Origin of the sequence: Promicromonospora panici (assembly GCF_900608595.1) — a bacterium.
Classification (GTDB): domain Bacteria; phylum Actinomycetota; class Actinomycetes; order Actinomycetales; family Cellulomonadaceae; genus Promicromonospora; species Promicromonospora panici.
This window is the reverse complement of sequence record NZ_UWYY01000008.1, coordinates 1-21591: the sequence shown is the minus strand read 5'-3', so window position 1 is coordinate 21591 and position 21591 is coordinate 1. Positions and strand designations below refer to the sequence as shown.

The window sequence follows — 21591 nt, the reverse complement described above, 5'->3', positions numbered from 1 at the left end:
GCTCGGCGCTCAGCCGGCCGCGTCCACCCGGCGCACGCTGACGTCGCCGCCCGCAGCGAGCGGCGCCGTGGGCGCGAGCACCGAGAACAGCGTCGGGTCGCCCTCGTTCGCCAGGCGTACCGACCACACCACCCCGGGCTCGTCGGCGGACTGCCCGGCGACGACCGCCACGGTGTCGCCGAGCTCCGACAGCTCGGCCCAAGGCACCTCGACGGTCTCCCCGGTGGGCACGTCGACGGTCCGCGTCCAGGCCTCTTCGCCGTCCGGCCCGATGCCGCGCAGCTCCACCTCGGTGCTGCCCGTGACGTCCTCGATCCGATCGGGGTCGCGCTCGTCGGGCACGCCGCTCAGCGTGACCCCGTAGGCGGTGTCGGCCGGGACGGCGACCGCGCCGTCGGCCACGATGCCGGCCGAACCCGCCGCCTGCCCGGCGAGCCAGGCCCGGTCGTACGGGTCGTCGTCGATCACGGCGGCCTCGGCGGCGGTGCCCATGCGGTCCACGGCCGCGCCGGCCACCACCGGCACGTCGGCGTCCACCACGACCGTGTAGCTGCCCTGGGGCAGCCCGCCGAGCGGCAGCGTGATGACCTGGCCCGGTTCGAGGGCCACCTCCTCGCCGCCGCGCAGCCGGACCGGCCCGTCGGGCCCGAGCACCGCGAGGTTCGCCGTGCCGGCCTGGTCGCCCGGAGCCAGCAGGTCCAGGCGCGGCGCGTGCGGGTCGTCGACCGCCTCGCCGGTGCTGAGCACGCCGGAGACCGCCGTCGTGGCCGCCGGCGCGCCACCGCCCACGACGAGGTCGGCGCCCGCGGGCACCAGCCCTTCGATCCGGTGGTGCTGCACGTAGGCGCCCACGCGCCCGCCCTCGGCGGTGACGCGCAACGCGAGGCGGCTCTGGTCGGGGGCGATGGCCTCGAGCATGGTGACCACCTGCTCCCCCGGCGGCACGACGACGAGCGACTGGCTGCCGAGCACCACGGGCCCCGAGGCGCCCCACGCCTCGAGCGTCACGGTGGCCGGCGTGCGGCCGGGGTTCTGCAGGACCAGACGCCCGCTCGAGCCCACGGCCGTGCTGCCGCCCACCAGCCAGTGCTCGACGGCGGGCGCGGCGCACGGCCCGGCGACCATGCCGCGCAGGTCGCCCTCGGTCGTCACGGAGGCCACGGTTCCGGCCGCGAAGGTCGCGCCCCCGGGCGTGACGCGGAGCTGGCGCGCGCCGGGCACCTGCTCCTCGCGCACCGCGGCGCCGCCACCGGCCGCCGGCGGGCCCGTGAGGTCCCCGGCCCAGGCCCCGTCGAGCGTGGTGAGCGAGGGCTCCGTGCCCTCCGCCCCGTCCAGCACCGCCCCGGTCAGCGACGTGGTGGTGTCGACGGGGGTGGCGCTGAACTCGTCGTCGCCGACGTCCGGCTGCTCCAGCTCCGCCGGCATGGGGCACACCAGCCCGGTCTCGGCTGCGGCCACGGGGACCGCGTGCACGTCGTCCACCGGCGGTGTCGCGGCACGCCCGGTGCCCTCCGTGACCGCGAGGGCGGCGACCGCCATCGCGCACAGCAGACCACCCACGGCTGCGGCTGCCCGCCGAGCGGCGGCCGGGACCTCGCGCTTCTTGCGCTTCATCGAACCCTCCTGCGTCCCACCGGCAGGGCCAGCAGGGCGAAGATCACCAGCGTGAACGCCGTCAGCACGAGCCATGCCGTGCGGTGGGGCGCCTCGTACCAGACCACGAGGTGCCCGGCATCGGGCCCGAGCGTGAACGCCTGGAGACCGGCCGCGTCGTCCAGCGCGACCGGCTCCAGCCGGCGCCCGTCGAGCGTCGCGTGCCAGCCCCGGCCCGCGGCCTCCGCCAGCACGACCGAGCGGTCCGGGCCGCCCGCCGCCACGTCCGCGCGGACCTCCGTACCGGCCGACGGCAGCCCGGCCTGCGTGCTTCCGCCCGCCTCCACGCGAGCCCAGCCAGGGGCGGGCTCCCCCGTGGCGGCCACCCGCCACACCGAGACGGCCTGCCCCTCGGTCACGCGGCTCATGCCGGGCACCATGTCGAGCGTGGCCACGAGATCGCCGATCGCGGTGTCGTTCGCGCCGTCGGCCGACCGGACCTGCACCGCGCCGATCCCCAGGTCCGCGAGCTGTTCCGGCACCTCGTCGGTGGCGCCGGACACCAGTGCAGCGAGCGCGGCGTCCAGCGTGCCGGCCGGGCCGCTCCCGTCGTCCGCCGGCCCGTCCGACGCCCGGGCGGCGGCCGATACGTCCGCGAGCTGCGAGCCGTCGGCGCGCAGGAGCGCGTACTGGACGGTGCCGTCCGCAGGGCCGTCCGCGTCCGGCGAGAACCCGATCTCGAGCACCCGGGCCTGCCGCGGCGGCGCCTGCATCTGCTGTCCGACGGCGGGTACCACCGGGTCGGTCGTCACGCGCACCAGCCCGGTCCGCCCGTCACTCGCGACGCTGCCCGAGTCGATCAGCCACGAGGCGGCCTGCGCCGCGGGGAGCAGGAGCCCGACCACCACCAGGGAGACGATTCCGACGCCGCGCGCCGAGCCGAGAAATCCGCGCAGCGCCGTCCCGCGCCGGGCGAGCACTCCCGCACCCGCGAGCGCCGCGGCGGCCAGGCCGAGGAGCAGCAGCGACAGCCCGGGGCCGGACCACCGGCCGTCGTCCTGGGCGAGCAGCGCGACGGCGAGACCCGCCGCCGCGACCAGCCAGCCCACCAGCGACGTCGTCGCGACGCGGTCCGCCGTGTCCCCGGCCTGTCGACGCCCGACCCCGAGCAGCGCGGCCAGGAGGCCGACCAGCGCCAGCGCGAGCACCAGCACACCGGCGACCCACGGTCCGGCCGCCACGACGGCGCGGGCGGCGACGAGCGCCGGGCCGCCGCCGTCGGGCACGTCGAACCAGGGTGCGGGAGCGGCCGGCAGGCCGAGCAGGAGCTCCAGGCCCGACGCGGTGCCGGGCGCCGGGACGCCCGAACCGGCCAGCGGCTCGGCCGTCAAGAGCCCGCGGTCGCCGTCGCGCAGCGCCGTCCACCACAGCGGGGCGCCTACCACGAGGGCGGGCACGGGCGCGAGCGCCAGGTAGATGCGCCGGCGCGGGGCGGCGAGCGCGGCCGCGAGCAGTACGAGGATCGCGGCCGGCAGCAGGGCCGGCGCCCCGGCGACCACGCAGGTGAGCAGCAGCCCGCCCGTGCCCGCCGCGCCCAGCGAGCCGGCGCCGACGCGGGAGACGCGCGGGGCGGCGGGCGTCTCCGCGGCGCCCTCCTGGGCGCCCTCCGGGGGCCCGACGCGGTCGACCGCCTGGCCGCGCACCGCGCGGACGAGCGCGACCGCGGTCCAGGGCAGCAGCACGTGCGCGAGCACGGCGCCGAGCAGGCCGCCGTCGAGCGCACCGAGGAACGCCGGGGCGACGGTCCAGGCGAAGGCAGCGAGGACGCGCGGCCACATCAACCGCGTCACCGTGCCCGCGGCGGCCCAGGCGCCGACGGCGGCCAGCGGCAGCGCCAGCAGGAGCACCGCGTCCACGGTGTTCTGCAGGGAGCCGCCGGCCAGCACGGACAGACCCGACAGCACGAACAGCAGCGGGTCCGCCGGGGCGGCGGTGCCGAGCCCGTCCCGCACCCAGCCGGACGTCGCGGCCGACCACGCGGTCGCCGTCGTACCGCCCGCCGGGAGCAGCGCCCCGCCGACCAGCCGGCCACCCGAGGCGAGCGCGCCCAGCGCGGGGCCGAACAGTGCCGCCGCCAGGCCGACCGCAGCGACGACGACCACGGCGAGTGCCGACCGGCGTCGTATCGCGAGGGCCTGCAGCTCGACCTGCTCCAGGTCCGACGGCGCGGCGTCGACCCGGTGGGCCTCGCCGCGGGCGAGCCGCTTGTCCCGCCGCTCCGCCGCGACCTCGCGCCAGGTGCCCAGCAGCGGCCGCAGCACGCTGCGGGGCACCGTGGAGGTGCGTGCGATCCGGCGCCGGGCACGCAGCAGGAGCCCGAGGCGGAACACCGCCCACAGCGGCGCGAACAGCTCGTCGCGGGCCTGGTCGGGCTGTTTCATCGCGAGCCGGTAGCCCGCGGCGAACGGCGCCCACACCACCATCGCGAGCATGGCGAACGGCAGGATCCACGGCGCCACCGACGTCAGCCGCAGGTAGAGCTGGCCGCGGCGGCGCGCGCCGGACGAGCCGGGTGCGTGCAGGGCCACCTGGGCGTGCCGCACGACGGCGTCGGGCACCACCACGACGCGGTGGCCCGCGAGCCGCACCCGCAGGCAGAAGTCGGTCGAGTCGCCGAGCTGGCCGTACGCCGGGTCGGTGCCACCCACGTGGCGCCACACCGACGCCCGCACCAGCGCTCCGGCGAGCCCGACGGCGAGCACGTCCTCGCGCGAGTCGTGCTGGCCCTGGTCGATCTCGGTGTCGTCGATGCCCGTCATGCGCCGGCCGAGCGGCGACACGGTGTGCCCCACCTCGACGAGCACCCCCCGGTCGGACAGCTCGGGGTCGAGGGGCGCGCCGTCCGGCCCCGTCTCCCACCGCCGCTGCTTGCAGCCCGCCACGGCCACCGCGTTCGAGTGCTCCACGGAGCGCGTCAGCGCGGCCAGGGCACCGGGCGCGGGCGCGGAGTCGTCGTGCAGGAGCCAGAGCCAGCCGTGCTCCGGGGCGCCGGCCACGCCGAGCGCGACCTCGACCGCCTCACCGAAGGTGCGGGCGCCCGCACCGGCCACGTACCGCGCCCCGCCGAGCTGCAGGTCCTGGTGGCCCGACGTCGCGGGGGCGGTGTCGACGTCGACCACCACAACGGAGTCCGCGGTGCGCGACTGCGCGCGCAGGGCCGCCAGCGTCGCGGCGAGGTAGGGGCTGCTGCCGCGGGTCACGACGACGGCGGTCACCGTCACTGCGACCGGCGCAGGGCTGGAGGACTGGGCCGGGACCTTGGCCCACACCGGTCCTACGGCGGCCTCGTGGGGACCCCGGTCCGGGCTGGGAGCCGACAGGCTGTCGGTACGTGGAGCGCTCATCTCGCTTCACATCATGCGGCGCGTCTGCGCCGACACGCCGCAGACGCGCCGGTCGGACACGCAGAGTTGCGTTCCGTTCCGGTGCGCTCCGAGCCGCTGGTTCAGGCTCTGCTCGTCGGCCGTCGGAGCCGGCGGCTCAGACGGCGCGGCGCTTCAGCTTGCGGCGCTCACGCTCCGAGAGGCCGCCCCAGATGCCGAACCGCTCGTCGTTCTCCAGCGCGTAGTCGAGGCACTCCGCCCGGACCTCGCAGCCCGAGCAGACCTTCTTGGCCTCGCGTGTGGACCCGCCCTTCTCCGGGAAGAAGGCCTCCGGGTCGGTCTGCGCGCACAGGGCGCGCTCCTGCCAGCCGAGCAGCGACTCGTCCGGCTCCGTCAGCTCGTACAGCTCGCCGAAAAGTGGGAGCACCGGGGCCACCGGCGTCGCCGCGTTCTCGGCGTCAGTCGGGAACTCCACGTCCGATTCCAGAATGTTCCACATGACGTGCCCCTCCATGCCGTGTCCGTGCTCCGGGGCCTTGCCGGCTGGCCACGCCGATCAACGTCGCTGATCTATCTTGCCTGGCCAGACCTGCAGCTTCCTGGCCCCGTTGCGTATGCGCTACGAAAACTGCATACATGGAATTACACGCGTGTCGCCTGGAGTCGTCAAGCGGAAATGTGCTATCGCCCACGGGTTCCACGGGTAATTCACGAGTCCTTCCGCAGGTCGTGGCGCACGTCTCAGATATGACCCCGTTTTTCGCCTGACCACAGACACGGCGCGTCGACACGCCGGGGTACGTGATATATCGGCCTGCCGGCGGCGACCCGACGCGCGGCCGCCGAACCGAAGGTTGAACGTCCACCCGCCGCCGAACCGAAACCTGCACGTCGATCAGGCTCTCGTTGGACGCACAACCTTCGGCTCGGCCACGACGCCGACACGTAACCTTCGGTTCGACGCCGCTTGGTCGGGCGGGTTGGACACCTAACCCGCGGTTCGGCGGCGGTGGGTCGGCCACCCCTGGCAAGCCGTCCCCGACCGGCCACATGGACCTCATAGGCTGGGCCGCATGCAGATCGCGCCCCGCAGCGGCGGCCCCGTGCCCGACGTCGCCTCGCTCCTCGCCCGCCTCGCCGCCGACGGCGGCCGCCCGCGCCTGACCTGGTACGGCGACGACGGCGAGCGCGTCGAGCTGTCCGGCGCCGTCCTCGCCAACTGGGCGAGCAAGACCGTCAACCTCCTCGTCGAGGAGTTCGACGCCGCCCCGGGCACGCGGATAGTCGTCGACCTGCCCGTGCACTGGCGCACCGCCGTATGGGCGCTGGCGGCCTGGCGCGCGGGCGCGACCGTGGCGCTGCCCGACGCCGGTGCGGCGCACGCGGACGTGGTGGTCACCGACAGCCCGCACCGCTGGGCGGACGCCGGAGCCGACCTCGTCGTCGTCTCCCTGCCCGCGCTCGCCCGCCGGTACGACGGGGACCTGCCGGCCGGCGCCATCGACGCGGCCTCTGCCGTGATGACCTACGGCGACGCGATCGGATGGGTGCCCGAGGTGGACCCGGACCAGGACGCCCTGGTGACCGCGGCGGGCGCCGTCGGGCACAAGGGCCTGGTGCCGGAGCCCGGCGACGGCGCGCGCGTGCTCGTGGACGGTCGCGGGCCCGTGGCGGACGTGCTGCGTGACCTGCTCGGCGTCTGGGCGGGCGGCGGATCCGTGGTCCTCACGTCGCCGACCACCGCCGCGGAGCTGGAGCTGGACGAGGCGCGCCTGGACCGGCTGCTGAGCAGCGAGCAGGCACAGGGACCGCGCGGGTAGCGACGGCCCGAACCACCCGGTCACGTGGGGGTCAGCGACCGGCCACACGAGGCCATCAGGCTTCTCCACGAACCCTCTACGGTCCAACCCCGGGCGGTCCGCCGCCGGACAACACCCAGCCTCTAGGATCGGTGGCCGTGACATTTCCTGACTTCAGCGCCCCAGGTGCGACGAAACCCGTCAAAGGGCCGTCGCATGCCCGGACGCTGAGCGGGCTGGGGAGCGGCGCGTCCCGCACGGTCGGGATGGCGCTCGTCGCCGTGCTCACACTCGGTGCGGCGGGCGGCGCGACGGCCCTGACCCAGCTGACGGGGAACATCGACACCGTCGAGATGGGGGCGCTCGGGTCGGACCGGCCCAAGGAGGTGCTGCCCGAGGACCCGAACGCGGGCACGCCGCTGAACATCGTGGTCATGGGCAGCGACTCGCGCGACGGAGCCAACGACGCCCTGGCCGGGGGCGGCGAGATGGGCGCCCGCTCCGACACCACGATGGTCATGCACATCTCGGGCGACCGGTCCCGGGTCGAGATGATCTCCATCCCGCGCGACTCGACCGTGGACGTGCCGAGCTGCACGACCACGGAGGGTGCGGCCACCGCCGAGCTGTACGGCACCAAGTTCAACGCAGCGTTCTCGCAGGGTGTGCAGGCGGGTGGCACCGTCGCCGACGGCGCACTGTGCACGGTCAAGACCATCGAGAAGCTGACCGGCGTCTTCATGAACGGCTTCATCGTCGTCGACTTCGCCGGGTTCTCCTCGATGATCGACGCCGTCGACGGCGTCGAGGTCTGCGTAGAGGAGGCCATCTACTCCGAGAAGGCGAACCACCTGGCCCTGGAGCCAGGAACCCATACGCTGCGAGGTGTGAAGGCGCTCGACTACGCACGCGCCCGGACGGGCGCCGGGCTGGGCGACGGGTCCGACCTGGGCCGCATCGGCAGGCAGCAGGAGGTCATGGCCTCGCTCGCCCGCAAGGTGCTGAGCCAGGAAGTGCTGACCAATCCGGCGAAAACCCTCAAGTTCCTCCACGCCGTGACCGATTCGCTCACCATGAACAACGAGCTGGCCAGCATCGACGGACTCGCCGGGTTGGCTTACTCCATGCGGAACGTGCGGCCTGACACGATCACGTTCATGACCGTCCCCAACGAGTACGACCCTTACAACGCGGCTAACGTCGTGTGGACGGACGAGGCCGTACAGCTGTGGGACAACGTCAAGAACGACAGGCCCGTCGACTTCGACCCGAACGCCCCGTCGGCGGACGCCACGGCGTCCGCTCCTACGGACGGCGAGGGCACGGGCGCGGACGGCGAGGGCACGGAGACCGGGACGGGAGCCGGTACGGAGAACGGGACCGAGGGCGGCGCCGAGGGCACGTCCGAGCCCGAGCCGGACTCGACCGAGATCAAGCAAGCCGGTGAAGAGGCCTTCACCGGCGCCGACACCACCAAGGTCTGCGGCTAGCCCATGTCTGATCCAAGGACGTCGAATCGCTCGGCCCAGGAGGCCGACGACGACGTGACGCGCGTCCGGATACCGCCCAGCTTCACGCCCCAGGGCGTGAGCGGGCGTCCCGGCGCGGACGACGCCATCCCGGTGGGTGACACGGGCGAGCGCCCGCGCATCGTGCCGGGCGCGGCGTCGAGCAACGAGAAGGGCGGGCCCGCGAACGCGGAGACGCCCGGCGTCGGGGTCCCCGGCGTCGGTGGCGCCCACCGCATCGGACGGCCGGAAGGCTCCGACGGGGCCCGTAGTGAACCACGTATCCGTAGGCAGTCTTCCCGGGAGGTACCGGTGTCCGGCCAGCGCAACAATCCCCCGCCCGTCCCACCGCGGAGGTCGGGGATGCCCGCGCGCAACGAGTCGGGTGGGCCGCCGCGGTCCATCCCGCCGCGAACGGTTCCCCCGGCCGGTGGCCAGCCGCCGCAGGCCATCCCGCCGGGCCGCCCGGTCCGGGCGAGCGCAGGCCCCGTCCGCCCGACGCCGGTGCGCTCAGCGCCGCGTCCCCCGGCCGGTGGCGGTGGCCGGGGCGGCAACTACCCCGCGCGTGGCGTCGCCTCCGGCGGCCGCGGCGGCGGCAACATCCGGATCCGTAAGGGCCGCGTGGCCGGCGTGATCGCGGTGGTGGTGCTCCTCGCCGTCCTCGCCTGGCCGATCGGGCTGCTCATCTGGGCCAACGGCAAGATCCAGCACGTCGAGGCGTTGTCCGGCGCGGAGAACACCCCGGGCACGACGTACCTGCTCGCGGGCTCGGACGCGCGCGGCACCGGCGGCATCAACGACTCCACCTCGGGTGCGCGCACCGACACGATCATGCTGCTGCACAAGCCGTCGTCGGGCCCGGTGGCGCTCATCTCGATCCCGCGCGACACCTACGCGGAGATGCCCGACGGCTCGGGTAGCAACAAGATCAACGCCGCGTACTCGTACGGCGGCGCGCCGATGCTGGTCAAGGCGGTCGAGACGCTCAGCGGGCTCACCGTGGACCACTACGTCGAGGTCGGATTCGGCGGCGTCGAGGGTGTCGTGGACGCCGTCGGCGGTGTGCGGCTGTGCCTGGACTACGACGTGCACGACGTGAAGTCGAAGCTCGACTGGAAGGCCGGCTGCCACGAGGTCGACGGAAAGACGGCCATCGCGTTCTCACGGATGCGGTACGCCGACCCGACGGGCGACATCGGCCGCGCGGAGCGCCAGCAGCAGGTCATCGCCCAGGTGGGCAAGAAGATCGCGGACCCGGGCGTCCTGCTCAACCCGGCCACCCAGGTCGGGCTCGCCGACGCCGGCCTGGCGGCCCTGGTGACCGACACCGACTCAGGCATCATCGACATCGCCATGATGGGCCTTGCGTTCCGGACCGCCAACGGCGACGACGGCGTGACCGGCACCCCGCCGATCGCCGACATCGGCTTTCGCACCCCCACAGGCGCGTCCGCGGTGCTGCTCGACGAGAACCAGACCCCCGAGTTCTGGGCCAAGATCCGCGACGGCGACTACCAGGCCGGCGAAAAGATAGGCGGCATGCCCGGCTCCTGACCCGGCTTCGCCGAGGTAGAACTGTGGCGAGGTAGAACCAGGGCGAGATAGGACCGCAGTTCGGTTCTATCTCGCCCTGGTTCTACCTCGCCACAGTTCTACCTCGGCACATTGGAGGTCAGAGCTGGGCTCGGAGGTTGGCGCCCTTGGCGTGGGCTACCTCGCTCAGCTCGGCCTGGAACGCCTCCATGCGCTCCCGCAGGGCCGCCGCCTCGTCACCCGCACCGGAGGCAAGGATCCGCGCCGCGAGCAGGCCCGCGTTGCGCGCCCCGCCGATCGACACAGTCGCGACGGGCACACCCGCCGGCATCTGCACGATCGACAGCAGCGAGTCCATGCCGTCCAGGTATTTCAGCGGCACCGGCACCCCGATCACGGGCAGCGGCGTCACCGCCGCCAGCATCCCCGGCAGGTGCGCCGCGCCACCGGCGCCCGCGATGATCACGCGCAGCCCGCGGCCTGCGGCCTGCCGCCCGTAGTCGATCATCTCGGTGGGCATGCGGTGCGCGGAGACGACGTCGACCTCGACCGGCACGTCGAACTCGCCCAGCGCCTCGGCGGCCGCCTGCATGACGGGCCAGTCGGAGTCCGACCCCATCACTATGCCGACCTGCGGGTTGGTGCTCATGCGTTGGCCTCTTCCTCGGTGGTGGTCTCGACAGGCTCGCCCCGCAGCAGCGCCGCCGCCGCGATCGCCCGACGCCGGACCTCGTCCAGGTCGTCGCCGCTCACGTTCACGTGGCCCAGCTTCCGGCCCGGCCGGATGCCCTTGCCGTACAGGTTGACGCGCGCCTCGGGGAACGCCGCGAGCACCTCGGGCAGAGCGTCCGTGAGCTCATCCAGCGTGGAGCCGAGCACGTTCGCCATGACGGTCCACGCCGCGGTCGGCGTCGTGGCCCCCAGCGGCAGGTCCAGCACCGCCCGCAGGTGCTGCTCGAACTGGCTGGTCACGGCGCCGTCGATGGTCCAGTGCCCGCTGTTGTGCGGCCGCATCGCGAGCTCGTTGACAAGCACCGTCGGCCCGCCGTCGGGCCCGGCCACCTCGAACATCTCGACGGCGAGCACGCCCGTGACATCGAGCCCCTCGGCCACCGTCGTCGCGATCTCGCGGGCGCGCCCGTCGAGCTCGGCGGACAGGCCCGGCGCGGGCGCGATCACCTCGGAGCAGACGCCGTCGCGCTGCACCGATTCCACGACGGGCCACGCACGCACCTCGCCCGAGGGTCGCCGGGCCACCAGCGCGGCCAGCTCGCGCACGAACGGCACCTTCTCCTCGACCAGCAACGCCGGCCCGCCGTCGGCCACCGCGGTGAACCAGTCGGCGACGTCGTCCGGGGACGAGACCACACGGACGCCCTTGCCGTCGTAACCGCCGCGGGAGGTCTTCACCACGGCCTCGCCGCCCACCTCGTCGAGGAAGGCGGCCAGGGCGGCCCGCCCCTCTTCGGGGGACGACGCCGGCAGCGGCGCCCACCGCGGGCACGGCACGCCGAGCTCCGTGAGCCGCCGCCGCATCACGATCTTGTCCTGCGCCTGCACCAGGGCGTGCGGGCCGGGCCGCACCGGGGTGCCGTGCTCGATGAGGTCCGTGAGCAGGGCGTTCGGCACATGCTCGTGCTCGAACGTGAGCACCGACGCCGCCACGCCGTCGGAGGGCGCGATCAGCGAGCGGATCGCCGCCTCGTCCGAGGCCACGCCCACCGGCGTATCCGTCACGACCTGCGCGGCGGACGACATCGGCTCCTCCACCAGGACCCGCAGGTGGATGCCCAGCTCGCCGGCGGCCGGCGCCATCATGCGGGCCAGCTGCCCGCCTCCGACCACCGCTACGACGGGAGGTCCGGCCGGGGACGGCGCCGCGCCGGACGGCTCACGGGAGGAGGACGGAAGGGAATCGAGTGTTGCGCTCACGTGAGTGAAGCCTACCGGCGGCCGCGACCCTTCTTCTGGCCGAGGGTGGAGATCTTCGACCCCACCGGCAGCACCTGGTGCGGGTCGAGCGTCTTGGGCACGCCCGAGAGGAACACCGAGAACACCGGCGGCGTGCGCTGGGTGAGCTGCAGGTTGCCGCCGTCGGCCGCGACGAGGTCGCGCGCCAGGGCGAGCCCCAGCCCCGTCCCCGCGCCGGAGGTGACGCCGCGGTCGAAGATCTTGCCCTGCATGTCCTCGGGAACGCCCTCGCCCTCGTCCGTGACCTCGATGGCCATGGCGCCGCGCTGACCCTCCCGGATCCGCAGGGTGGTGGTGCCGCCGCCGTGCTTGAGCGAGTTCTCCAGCAGCGTGGACAGCACCTGGGCCAGCGCGCCCGGCGTGGCCAGGACGCGCGCGCCGCCGGAGTCCTCGACGTTCAGGTGCCGGCCGGCCCGCTCGAAGGACTCGCGCCACTCCTCCTCCTGCTGGAGGAACAGGACCGCGACATCCACCGACTCCGTGGTGCCGCCCTGCGCGCGCCGCGAGCGGGCGAGCAGGTCGTCGACCACACCGACCAGCCGCTCCACCTGCTCGAGCGAGATCCGGGCCTCCTCCTGCACCTCGGGCTCGCTGGAGGTGAGCGTGATCTCCTCGAGGCGCATGGTGAGCGCCGTCAGCGGCGTGCGGAGCTGGTGCGAGGCATCGGACGTGAACTGTCTCTCCACGGCGAGCCGGGCCGCGAGCCGGTCGGAACTTCGCGCCAGTTCGGCCGCGACCAGGTCGATCTCCTCGACACCGGACGGGTCCAGCCGTGGACGCACCTGTCCCGCGCCCAGCTGTTCGGCCGACGCCGCGAGGTACACGAAGGGTTGCGCGAGCCGGTTGGCCTGCCAGGCCGCGGTGACGGCGCCCGCGGCGAACGCGCCCACGCTGCCGAACACGACGAGCACCACGACGTTGATCGCCTTGATGTACGCCGGCCAGGCCGAGACGGAGACGAGCACGCCCATGACGGGCTGCTCCGCGGACGTGAGCCCGCGCTCGATGGTGGCGCCGGCCACGGCCTCACCCGAGGTCAGCTGCACCCCGTTGGGCTGGTTCACCGTCACGTAGGCGACGATGTCCGTGCCCTGCGGTTGCACGGCGCGGTCCAGGACGGACTGGTCGACAAAACCGGACTCGGCGGCGGAGCGGTTGCGCTCGTAGGAATTGACGGCGGACGCAAGGAGGTCCTGCGCCCGGGTCTCGACTCGCTGGACTTCCTGGCCGTAGATGTACCGGGCACCGAAGATCGCGAGCGGGATGCCCAGGAGCAGGACGGCGACCGCAACCGCGGCGATCGTCGCCTGCAGGACGCGAGCGCGCATCCGGCTAGCTCGCCCCTATCTCGAAGCGGAACCCGAGACCGCGCACGGTGGAGACGTAACGCGGGGCGTTCGCGTCGTCGCCGAGCTTGCGGCGCAGCCACGACACGTGCATGTCCAGAGTCTTGGTCGAGCCGACCGGGTCCGAGCCCCAGACGTCGCGCATCAGCGTGTCCCGGACGACCACGGAGCCGGCGTTCTGCACGAGGACGCGCAGCAGGTCGAACTCCTTGGTGGTCAGGTGCAGCTCGCGGTCACCCTGGAAGGCGCGGTGCGCGGAGACGTCGACACGGACGTCCTGCGCGTGCAGCTCCTCCTCCTCGCCGGTCTCGCCGTGCGAGCGACGCAGCAGCGCCCGCACGCGCGCGAGCAGCTCGGCCAGGCGGAAGGGCTTGGTGACGTAGTCGTCGGCGCCGGCGTCGAGGCCGACGACGAGGTCGACCTCGTCGGCACGGGCGGTCAGCACCAGCACGGGCACGGTGAGGCCATTGGCCCTGATCTCGCGCGCGACATCGAGCCCGTCCATGTCGGGAAGGCCCAGGTCCAGAACTACGATGTCCGCACCGGTCGAGCTCTCGATCGCACCTTTGCCGGTTCCTTGCACGACGACGTCGTATCCCTCACGGGAGAGCGCTCGTGCCAACGGCTCGGCAATGGCCGGGTCGTCCTCGGCTAGGAGTACGTGAGTCATTTCGCCATCGTAGGGCATAACCGACGCTCTGGCGCTACCCGGGCACCCACGTATCGGCCGCCCTACCGAATCCTTTCGGCTGAGGTAGCTATGGCGCAAGTGCTACCACGGTATGACGCGCCGACGCAACGGCTAGACCTACGCTGACCTGCATGGGTTGGTACGAGCGGTGGGCGTGGTGGACCGAACGACACCGATTCGTGGTCGACCTCGGTTCGACGCTGCTAGCAGCGCTGCTCGCCATCCCCGGAGCCCTGTCCGTCTACGCCGAACGGTTCGACGCCACCTGGATAGTCGTCGCCTCGATCCTGGTGCTCGCGCCGCTCCCCTGGTGCCGCACCCGGCCGTTCGCCTCCGCCACGGCGGTGTTCGTCGCCAGCATGGTTCAGCTGTGGGTCTTCAACCTGCCGGTCATGGCCGCCGACGCCGTCGTGGTCGTGTCCATGTACTGCGTCACCGTCTACGGCACCCAGCGGGCCTATCTCGCGGCCTGCGGCATGGCCGTGGTCGGCTCGGTGGCCCTCGGCCTCACGCTCTCCATGTCCCCGCCCAGCCTGATCCTCATCGTCCCGACGCTGGCGATCATGGGCTGTGCCTTCGCGTTCGGCCTGGTGCGCAGGTCCCGTCGGCTGATGATGGGCGCGCTGCGCGACCGCGCCGAGCGTCTCGAGATCGAGCGCGACCAGCAGGCCCAGATCGCCACTGCCGCCGAGCGCGCCCGCATCGCGCGCGAGATGCACGACATCGTTGCCCACTCCTTGTCGGTGATCATCGCGCAGGCCGACGGCGGCCGGTACGCCGCCGCCGCCGACCCCGCGGCCGCCCAGCGCTCCCTCGGCACGATCGCCGAGACCGGACGCGCGGCGCTGGCCGACATGCGCCGGCTGCTGGGAGTGCTGCGCGAGGACCAGCCGAGCGCCGCTACACCGCTGGGGCTCGTCGCGCCCGCCGCCGCCCGGCCTGCGCCGTCGGCGCTCAGATCCGAGACGGCGTCCGCGAGCGCCGCCGGGACCACGAGCGGCCAGGGACAGGCGGCTCTGCCGTCGGGCAGCCAGGCGCCGCTGAAGCCCCAGCCCGACGCTGCCGACATCGGCCACCTGGTCGACCAGGCACGCGACGACGGCATGCGTGTCTCCTGGGCCCGTGTGGGCGTCGAGCGGCGTCTGCCGCCCGGGGTGGGGCTCACCCTGTTCCGGGTCTGCCAGGAGGCGCTCACCAACGTGCGCAAGCACGCCGGCCCGCGGCCCGCCGTCACCGTCCTGGTGCGCTGGGGCGAGGACGAGGTGGAGCTGCGGATCGACGACGACGGGCGGGGCCTCGCCGCCGTCGGCGCTCCCGGCTCCGACGAGCGAGCGCCCACTCCCGGGTACGGTCTGCTCGGGATGCGCGAGCGCGCGGAGATGTTCGGCGGCACCCTCGCCGCGGGGCCTCGGCAGGGCGGCGGGTTCTCCGTGCGGTTCGTGGTGCCGATCCCGCGGGTGTCCGCGCCCGTACCCGACCGCGCGCCTGACGGTGAGTCCGATGCGGCGCCCGGCGCGCTGCCGGACACCGCACCCGCCGACGAGGTGTCCGAACCGGACGACGACCACACCGACCAGGCCGCCCCCGCCGACCTGAACGACACGCGAGGAGCACGATGACCAACGCCCCCGGCGCAGCCGACGGACCGGTGCGCGTAGCGCTGGTCGATGACCAGCCCTTGGTCCGAGCGGGGCTGCGCATGGTGATCGACTCGCAGCCCGATCTCCAGGTGGTGGTCGAGGCCGACGACGGCCGCGACGCGCTGCACCTGCTCGGCACCACGGCGTCCGACGTCGTGCTGATGGACGTGCGCATGCCGGGGATGGACGGCCTGTCCGCCACCCGGGCGCTGCTGGCCGACGGCGGCCGCGCCGCGGCGGGCGACCCCCGCGTCGTCGTGCTGACGACGTTCGACCTGGACGAGTACGTGCTGGACGCGATCCGGGCCGGGGCCAGCGGCTTCCTGCTCAAGGACGCCCAGCCGGAGGAGCTGCTCACGGCGATCCGCACGGTGCACCAGGGCGACGCGGTGATCGCGCCGTCGTCCACGCGGCGGCTGATGGAACGCCTGGTCACCGCACTGCCGCCCGAGGAGGCGGCCGGCCCTCAGGAGGCGCTGGCCGGCCTCACGGGGCGCGAGCGCGAGGTGCTGGTGCTCATGGCGCGGGGGCGGTCGAACACGGAGATCGCCACGGACCTGTTCGTCGCTGAGGCGACCGTCAAGACGCACGTGGGGCGGATCCTGTCGAAGCTGAACGCGCGCGACCGCGTGCAGGCGGTGGTGACGGCCTACGAAACAGGCCTGGTCCGCCCAGGCTCATAACGCCGAGGTAGAACCCTGGCGAGGTAGGAGCAGGGCGAGGTAGAACTGCAGCGAGGTAGGACCGCAGCGCGAGCTGCAGTCCTACCTCGCCAGGGTTCTACCTCGCCAGGGTTCTACCTCGCCACAGTTCTACCTCGGCGGGGTGGGGTCAGTCCGCTGCCAGGGCCGCTACCGGGTGTGTGCGGACCGCCGCCCGGGCCGGCAGCACCGAGGCCGCGAGCCCGGCGACCAGGGCGATCCCGATTATGGCCGCGACGTCGGCCCACGGGACCATGAGGGGCACCTCGCCCAGGCCGGACAGCGCGGTGGTGGCGCCGGCCCACCCGTAGACGACGCCGAGCGTGGTGCCGAGCACGGCACCCACCCCGGCGATGACCATCCCCTCGATGGCGAGCGTGGCCCTCAGCTGTCCCTTCGTAAGCCCGATGGCCCGCAGCACGGCGTTCTCGCGCGTGCGCTCGATGACGGACAGTGACAGCGTGTTGGCCACGCCGATCAGCGCGATGACGACGGCGACGGCCAGCAGACCGACCACTATCGCGAGGATCACGTCGATGATCTGCTGGTAGGCGTCCCGCTCGACGACGATCCCGGCGACGGCGACGGTCTCGCCGGTGGCGGAGACGGCGTCCTGCGCCGCGGCGACGACGGCGGCCGCGTCGCAGCCGCGGTCGACGTCGGCCCAGACCTCGTTGGGCGCGAGGCCGGGCGCGAAGGCCGCGAGGTCCTCGGGCGTCAGGTACGTCCGGTCGGACAGGGACTCCGTGTGCACGACGTCGAGGGTGACCGCGCCGCCCGGCCCCGTGAGCCGCAGGGTGTCGAGGCCGGTCAGGCCGTACGACGTCGCCGCCCGCTCGGGCACGACGATGGTGCCGGGACGCAGCTTCGCGGCGTCGGCGGACGTGTTCAGGACCGACCGCAATGCCTCGGGTTCGACGGCGGCCACCTGCACGCGCCGGCCACCGTCGGCACGCTCGGCGGACACGGTGGCCACCTCGGCCAGGGACCGCAGCCCGGCGACGTCGTCCAGCGCGGCCGGGACGGTCCCGGGCACGGCGGCGGCCACGCCGTTCTCGTCGTAGGTGACGCCGGTGACCTGGACGTCGACGGGAAACCGCGAGTCGAGCTGGCGGTCCATGGTCACGCGGGCGCTGGCGGCGCCCGCCGTCATCATGGCGACCAGGGTGACCCCGACCAGCAGCGCGGTGGACGTCGCCGCCGTGCGGCGCGGGTTGCGCAGCGCGTTGGCTGACGCCAGGCGGGCCGCCGGACCGACGACGTCCACGAGGCGACCGAGGCGGGCCGCGAGCCGGGGCAGCCAGAAGACCGCCCCCACGATGACGCCGACCAGCGACACGGAGCCACCGAACACCACGGCGAACAGGCCGACGTCGATCCGCCCGGACAGGCCGAGGGCTACTCCCCCGGCCAGGAGCGCGAGCCCGCCCACGGTGGCGATCCAGGCGAACGCCGACCGGACGCGACCGGCTCCGTGCAAGCAGGGCATGCCGGCCGGGCGCATCGCGGCCAGCGGTGCCACGCGGGAGGCGGCGCGCGCCGGGGCGAGCGCGGCGAGCAGGGTCACCAGCACGCCGACGCCGAGCGGCACGAGGAGCACGGGGGCGCTCAGGGGGACCGTCCGCGGTAGCGCCACCCCGAGGTCGAAGGCCGGCGCGACCAGGAGCCCGGCCTGCACGAACAGGGCTCCGGCGACGATGCCCCCCGCCGAGGCGACCAAGCCGAGTGCCGCCGCCTCCAGCAGCACCGTGCGGTAGACCTGGCTCGTGCTCGCCCCGACGCAGCGCAGCAGCGCCAGGGTGCGCGACCGCTGGGCGACCAGCACCTGGAAGGTGTTGGCGATGACCAGTCCCGCCACCACCAGGGACACGGCCGCGAGGGCCAGGACGAACACGAGGACGATGATGTTCTGACCGTCGGACAGCCCCGCGACCACGTCCTCGGCGTACTCCTCGGGCGTGGTGACGCCCGTAGCCGACGGGACGGCGCGAGCGAGCGCGTCCCGCACCGCTTCGACGGCCCCGGCGTCGGCGGGACGGTCCAGGGCGACGACCACGGTCCGCAGGCCCGGCGCCCCGGCAGCGCCCCCATCGTCAGCGAGCCGCCGCTCCAGCGCCCGCGGGGTCACGACGGCGACGCCGCCGCTCGTCGCGTAGGCGCTCTGCGGGTCGTCGACCAGCCCGGACACCCTGAGCCGCTCGGCCCCCGCCCGGCCGCCGTCGTACTGGGGGCCGGACTCGTCCATGGCGGGCTTGACACCCGGCAGCCAACGGGTCGAGGAGACGGTGTCTCCCACCCCGACCCCGAACAGCGCCGCGACGTCCACGGGGAGCGCGATGCCACCGGGTCCGGCCGGCCATGCGCCTTCGGCCAGGACCAGCGGCGAGAGCCGCCGGTCCGACGGGACCGCGACGAGCGACTGGTAGACCGTCCGCCCGCCGTGGTTGAGCTCCGCGTAGGTGCCGCGCAGGCCGTCGGCGGCCGCCACGCCGCCGACGGCCCGCACGGCGTCGACGTCGGCCGGCGTCATGGTGCCGGCGCTGTCGAAGACCACGAGGTCCGCGTCCGCGTACTGTGCGGACACCTGGTCGTACGTGGCGCGGGTGACGATGCCGCCCGCCAGGAGGGTGGCGGCCACGAACGCCGTACCGATCGTTACAGCGATGCCCGCTGCGGCGAGCCTGCCCATGCCGCGCCGCATCTGGCCGAGGGCGAGACGGACGGTCGGTCCGGTGGTGGCCACGGTTCCCTCCTCGGTCGATGCGGGTGAGACAGGGCTGCTACTCCGCCGCGAGCGCCGCCACAGGACGGGTGCGGACCGCCGCGCGGGCAGGTACCACCGAGGCGACGAGCCCGGCCACGAGGGCGACGCCGAGCATCACCGCGACGTCCAGCCACGGCACCACGAAGGGCACCTCGCCCATGGTGCTCAGGGCCGCGGCGGCACCCGCCCAGCCGTAGACCAGACCCAGCACGACGCCCAGCAGGGCGCCGACCCCGGCGATCAGCATTCCCTCGACCGCGAGCGTGGTCCGTAGCTGGCCCTTCGAAAGCCCTATCGCACGCAGCATGGCGTTCTCCCGGGTGCGCTCGATGACGGACAGCGACAGGGTGTTGGCCACGCCGATGAGCGCGATGACGACGGCGACGGCGAGCAGGCCGACCACGATCCCGAGGATCACGTCGATCACCTGCTGGAACGACTCCCGCTGGACGACGGCGCCGGTCACCTCCACTACCTCGTCCGTCGCGGCGACGGCGTCCTGCACGCCGGCGAGGGTGTCCGCCGGGTCGCTGCCGTCGGCGACGCCCGCCCACAGGGTGTTCGGGCCCACGTCCGGGGTGAACCCGGCCAGGTCGAGCGGCGTCAGGTAGGCGGAGGAGGTCCGCAGCTCGCTGCTGATCACGTCCAGCGTCACCTCGCCGGCAGGCCCGGTGAGAGTGATCGTGTCGAGCCCTTCCAGGCCGTAGTCCTCCGCGACCTGGGCGGGCAGGAGCAGCGTCCCGGGCCGCAGGGACGCGGCGTCGTCCGGCGTGTTCAGCACGGACGACAGCGCCCCGGGGGTCGCGGCGACGACCGGCAGGATCGAATCGGCCGTGTCGGCGACGTCCACGGTCGCAGTGGTCACCTCGGCCACGGCGCGGACACCGTCGACGTCCCGCACGGCGTCCAGCACCGCCCCCGGGAGAACTATCGGGTTCCCGTCGTCGCCGTAGGACGTGGAGGCGACCTCCATGTCGACGGGGTACTGCGCGTCGAGCTCGGCGTCCATCGAGGCGCGGGCGCTCGCGGCACCCGTGGTCATCATGGAGACCAGCGTGACGCCGATCAGCAGCGCGGTGGCGGTCGCCGCCGTGCGGCGCGGGTTGCGCTGCGTGTTGGCCGCCGCGAGGCGGGCGGAGGGCCCCGCCGAGCCGACCAGACGGCCGACGCCGCCCGCGACCTTGGGCAGCCAGAAAACCGCACCGACCACGACGCCGACGAACGATATGGAGCCGCCGAACACGGCGGCCAGCACACCGATGTCAGCCCGGCCCGCTGCGCCCATGGCCACCCCGCCGGCCATGATCGCGAGCCCGCCGAAGGTGGCCAGGCCTGCCACCACCGCCCGGAGCTTGCCGGTGCCGCGCAGCGTGGGTGCGTCCGACGGCCGGAGGGCGGCGAGCGGAGCCGTGCGGGAGGCGGCCCGTGCCGGAGCGAGTGCCGCAGCGAGGGTCACCAGCACACCGACGGTGAGCGGCACGAGCACGACGGGCATGCTCAGGGTGATGGTCTCCGGGATCGGCACGGCGAGGTCGAAGGCCGGCGCGATCAGTAGACCTGCCTGGACGAGCAGGGCGCCGATGAGCACGCCCGCCAGCGAGGCGAGAACACCCAGGACCGTGGCTTCCAGCAGGACGCTGCGGTAGAGCTGGCCGGTGCCGGCCCCGATGCAGCGCAGCAGGGCGAGGGTGCGCGACCGCTGGGCCACCAGCACCTGGAACGTGTTGGCGATGACCAGCCCCGCGACCACGAGGGCCACCGTGGCGAAAGCGAGCACGAACACGAGGAAGAGGATGTTCTGCCCGCCCGACATGTCTGCCACGACCTCCTCGGCGTTCTCGTGCGGGGTCTGGACGCCGGTCGCTGCCGGGACCGCCGCGGTGAGCGCGTCCCGCACCGTCTCGAGTGCCGCCTGGTCGCCGGGCGGGTCGAGGGCCACGACGATCGTCGAGTAGGCCTCGGTCGCGCCGGGTTCCCGCTCGTCGGCGAGCCGCTGGGCCATGGCCTCGGGCGTGATGACCCCCATGCCGCCGCTCAGCGCGTACGCCTGGTGCGGGTCGTCGACCAGACCGGAGACCGTCAGGTCCTCGGTGACCTCCTGGCTGTCGTAGTACTCGGTGCCGTCGTCCTCGACGGTGGGTTCGTCGTCCGTCACCCAGCGGGTGGAGGAGACGGTGTCGCCGACGCCGAGCTTGAGTCGCTCGGCGACGTCCGTCGGCAGCGCGATGTCGGCGGGGCCGGCCGGCCACGCGCCGTCGGCCAGCACCAGCGGCGAGAGCCGGGGGTCGGACGCCTGGGCGACGAGCGACTGGTAGATCACCCGGCCGCCGTGGTTGAGCTGGGTGTACGCCTCATCGAGCCCATCGGCCGCCGCGACACCACCGGTGGCGCGCACCGCGTCGAGATCGGCCCACGTCATGGTGCCGGCGTCCTCGGACACGACGAGGTCGGCGTCGGCGTACTGGGCGGAGACCTGGTCGTAGGTGGTGCTCGTGATGACGTTGCCCACGAGGAGCGTGGCCGCGACGAACGCGGTGCCGATGGCGATCGCGACGCCCGCGGCGGCGAGCCGCCCGGTGCTGCGGCGCATCTGCCCCAGGGTGAGGCGGGCGGTGGGGTACCTGGTCGACATCACGCACCCGTCCGCGTCGTCGCGGAGGCG

14 protein-coding genes are annotated in these 21591 nt (G+C 73.9%); 5 read left to right on the top strand and 9 right to left on the bottom strand.

All coding sequences use genetic code 11. From position 1 onward, the window contains the following. Positions 1-9: 9 nt before the first annotated feature. The 3 genes from EW117_RS10585 to EW117_RS10575 form a co-directional block, all read right to left on the bottom strand. Positions 10-1614, bottom strand: coding sequence for a DUF5719 family protein (locus EW117_RS10585; RefSeq protein ID WP_129786480.1), 1605 nt, complete (start codon positions 1612-1614; stop codon positions 10-12). Further along, a complete protein-coding gene (locus tag EW117_RS10580; RefSeq protein ID WP_129786478.1) occupies positions 1611-4997 on the bottom strand; it encodes a glycosyltransferase family 2 protein in 3387 nt (1128 codons plus the stop codon). Before EW117_RS10580 ends, EW117_RS10585 begins: the two co-directional genes overlap by 4 nt. Positions 4998-5133: 136 nt before the next feature. Beyond that, a complete protein-coding gene (locus EW117_RS10575; protein ID WP_129786476.1) occupies positions 5134-5475 on the bottom strand; it encodes a WhiB family transcriptional regulator in 342 nt (113 codons plus the stop codon). A gap of 574 nt (positions 5476-6049) precedes the next feature. Between EW117_RS10575 and EW117_RS10570 the strand changes: the two genes are divergently transcribed. The 3 genes from EW117_RS10570 to EW117_RS10560 all read left to right on the top strand — a co-directional run bounded on the left by EW117_RS10570 (position 6050) and on the right by EW117_RS10560 (position 9837). Continuing rightward, complete coding sequence (locus tag EW117_RS10570; RefSeq protein WP_129786474.1) at positions 6050-6796, top strand: TIGR03089 family protein; 747 nt, start codon at positions 6050-6052, stop codon at positions 6794-6796. Positions 6797-6933: 137 nt separating this feature from the next. Next, positions 6934-8265, top strand: a complete 1332-nt coding sequence (locus EW117_RS10565; protein WP_242504215.1) for an LCP family protein — start codon at positions 6934-6936, stop codon at positions 8263-8265. Between the two features lie 3 nt (positions 8266-8268). Then, a complete protein-coding gene (locus tag EW117_RS10560) occupies positions 8269-9837 on the top strand; it encodes an LCP family protein (RefSeq protein ID WP_242504213.1) in 1569 nt (522 codons plus the stop codon). A 118-nt stretch (positions 9838-9955) separates the two neighbouring features. Here the strand turns inward: EW117_RS10560 and purE are convergent, their stop codons facing one another. The 4 genes from purE to EW117_RS10540 all read right to left on the bottom strand — a co-directional run bounded on the left by purE (position 9956) and on the right by EW117_RS10540 (position 13803). Then, the gene (gene purE, locus EW117_RS10555) at positions 9956-10465 is read right to left on the bottom strand and encodes a 5-(carboxyamino)imidazole ribonucleotide mutase (RefSeq protein WP_129786472.1); all 510 of its coding nucleotides are present in this window, start codon (positions 10463-10465) and stop codon (positions 9956-9958) included. After that, positions 10462-11634, bottom strand: a complete 1173-nt coding sequence (locus EW117_RS10550) for a 5-(carboxyamino)imidazole ribonucleotide synthase (protein ID WP_242504235.1) — start codon at positions 11632-11634, stop codon at positions 10462-10464. Before EW117_RS10550 ends, purE begins: the two co-directional genes overlap by 4 nt. A 125-nt stretch (positions 11635-11759) precedes the next feature. After that, complete coding sequence (locus EW117_RS10545) at positions 11760-13115, bottom strand: sensor histidine kinase (protein ID WP_129786468.1); 1356 nt, start codon at positions 13113-13115, stop codon at positions 11760-11762. A 4-nt stretch (positions 13116-13119) separates the two neighbouring features. Further along, complete coding sequence (locus EW117_RS10540) at positions 13120-13803, bottom strand: response regulator transcription factor (RefSeq protein ID WP_026366105.1); 684 nt, start codon at positions 13801-13803, stop codon at positions 13120-13122. A 152-nt stretch (positions 13804-13955) separates the two neighbouring features. Between EW117_RS10540 and EW117_RS10535 the strand changes: the two genes are divergently transcribed. Together EW117_RS10535 and EW117_RS10530 are read left to right on the top strand one after the other, a co-directional pair. Beyond that, complete coding sequence (locus EW117_RS10535; protein WP_129786466.1) at positions 13956-15443, top strand: sensor histidine kinase; 1488 nt, start codon at positions 13956-13958, stop codon at positions 15441-15443. Beyond that, a complete protein-coding gene (locus EW117_RS10530) occupies positions 15440-16147 on the top strand; it encodes a response regulator (protein WP_129786464.1) in 708 nt (235 codons plus the stop codon). Before EW117_RS10535 ends, EW117_RS10530 begins: the two co-directional genes overlap by 4 nt. A 148-nt stretch (positions 16148-16295) precedes the next feature. Here EW117_RS10530 and EW117_RS30500 read toward each other — a convergent pair whose 3' ends face one another. Together EW117_RS30500 and EW117_RS10520 are read right to left on the bottom strand one after the other, a co-directional pair. Next, positions 16296-18908, bottom strand: a complete 2613-nt coding sequence (locus EW117_RS30500; protein WP_129786462.1) for an ABC transporter permease — start codon at positions 18906-18908, stop codon at positions 16296-16298. A gap of 37 nt (positions 18909-18945) precedes the next feature. Next, positions 18946-21591 (bottom strand): ABC transporter permease (locus EW117_RS10520; RefSeq protein ID WP_340641081.1); only part of this gene is annotated, 2646 nt, incomplete at its 5' end.

What these genes read in the sequence shown, in the direction of transcription:
- EW117_RS10585 (WP_129786480.1), bottom strand. Translation starts at nt 1,614, where the DNA reads ATGAAGCGCAAGAAGCGCGAGGTCCCGGCCGCCGCTCGGCGGGCAGCC.
- EW117_RS10570 (WP_129786474.1), top strand. Translation starts at nt 6,050, where the DNA reads ATGCAGATCGCGCCCCGCAGCGGCGGCCCCGTGCCCGACGTCGCCTCG.
- EW117_RS10560 (WP_242504213.1), top strand. Translation starts at nt 8,269, where the DNA reads ATGTCTGATCCAAGGACGTCGAATCGCTCGGCCCAGGAGGCCGACGAC.
- EW117_RS10550 (WP_242504235.1), bottom strand. Translation starts at nt 11,634, where the DNA reads ATGATGGCGCCGGCCGCCGGCGAGCTGGGCATCCACCTGCGGGTCCTG.
- EW117_RS10530 (WP_129786464.1), top strand. Translation starts at nt 15,440, where the DNA reads ATGACCAACGCCCCCGGCGCAGCCGACGGACCGGTGCGCGTAGCGCTG.
- EW117_RS10575 (WP_129786476.1), bottom strand. Translation starts at nt 5,475, where the DNA reads ATGTGGAACATTCTGGAATCGGACGTGGAGTTCCCGACTGACGCCGAG.
- EW117_RS10540 (WP_026366105.1), bottom strand. Translation starts at nt 13,803, where the DNA reads ATGACTCACGTACTCCTAGCCGAGGACGACCCGGCCATTGCCGAGCCG.
- EW117_RS10580 (WP_129786478.1), bottom strand. Translation starts at nt 4,997, where the DNA reads ATGAGCGCTCCACGTACCGACAGCCTGTCGGCTCCCAGCCCGGACCGG.
- EW117_RS10545 (WP_129786468.1), bottom strand. Translation starts at nt 13,115, where the DNA reads ATGCGCGCTCGCGTCCTGCAGGCGACGATCGCCGCGGTTGCGGTCGCC.
- EW117_RS10535 (WP_129786466.1), top strand. Translation starts at nt 13,956, where the DNA reads ATGGGTTGGTACGAGCGGTGGGCGTGGTGGACCGAACGACACCGATTC.
- purE (WP_129786472.1), bottom strand. Translation starts at nt 10,465, where the DNA reads ATGAGCACCAACCCGCAGGTCGGCATAGTGATGGGGTCGGACTCCGAC.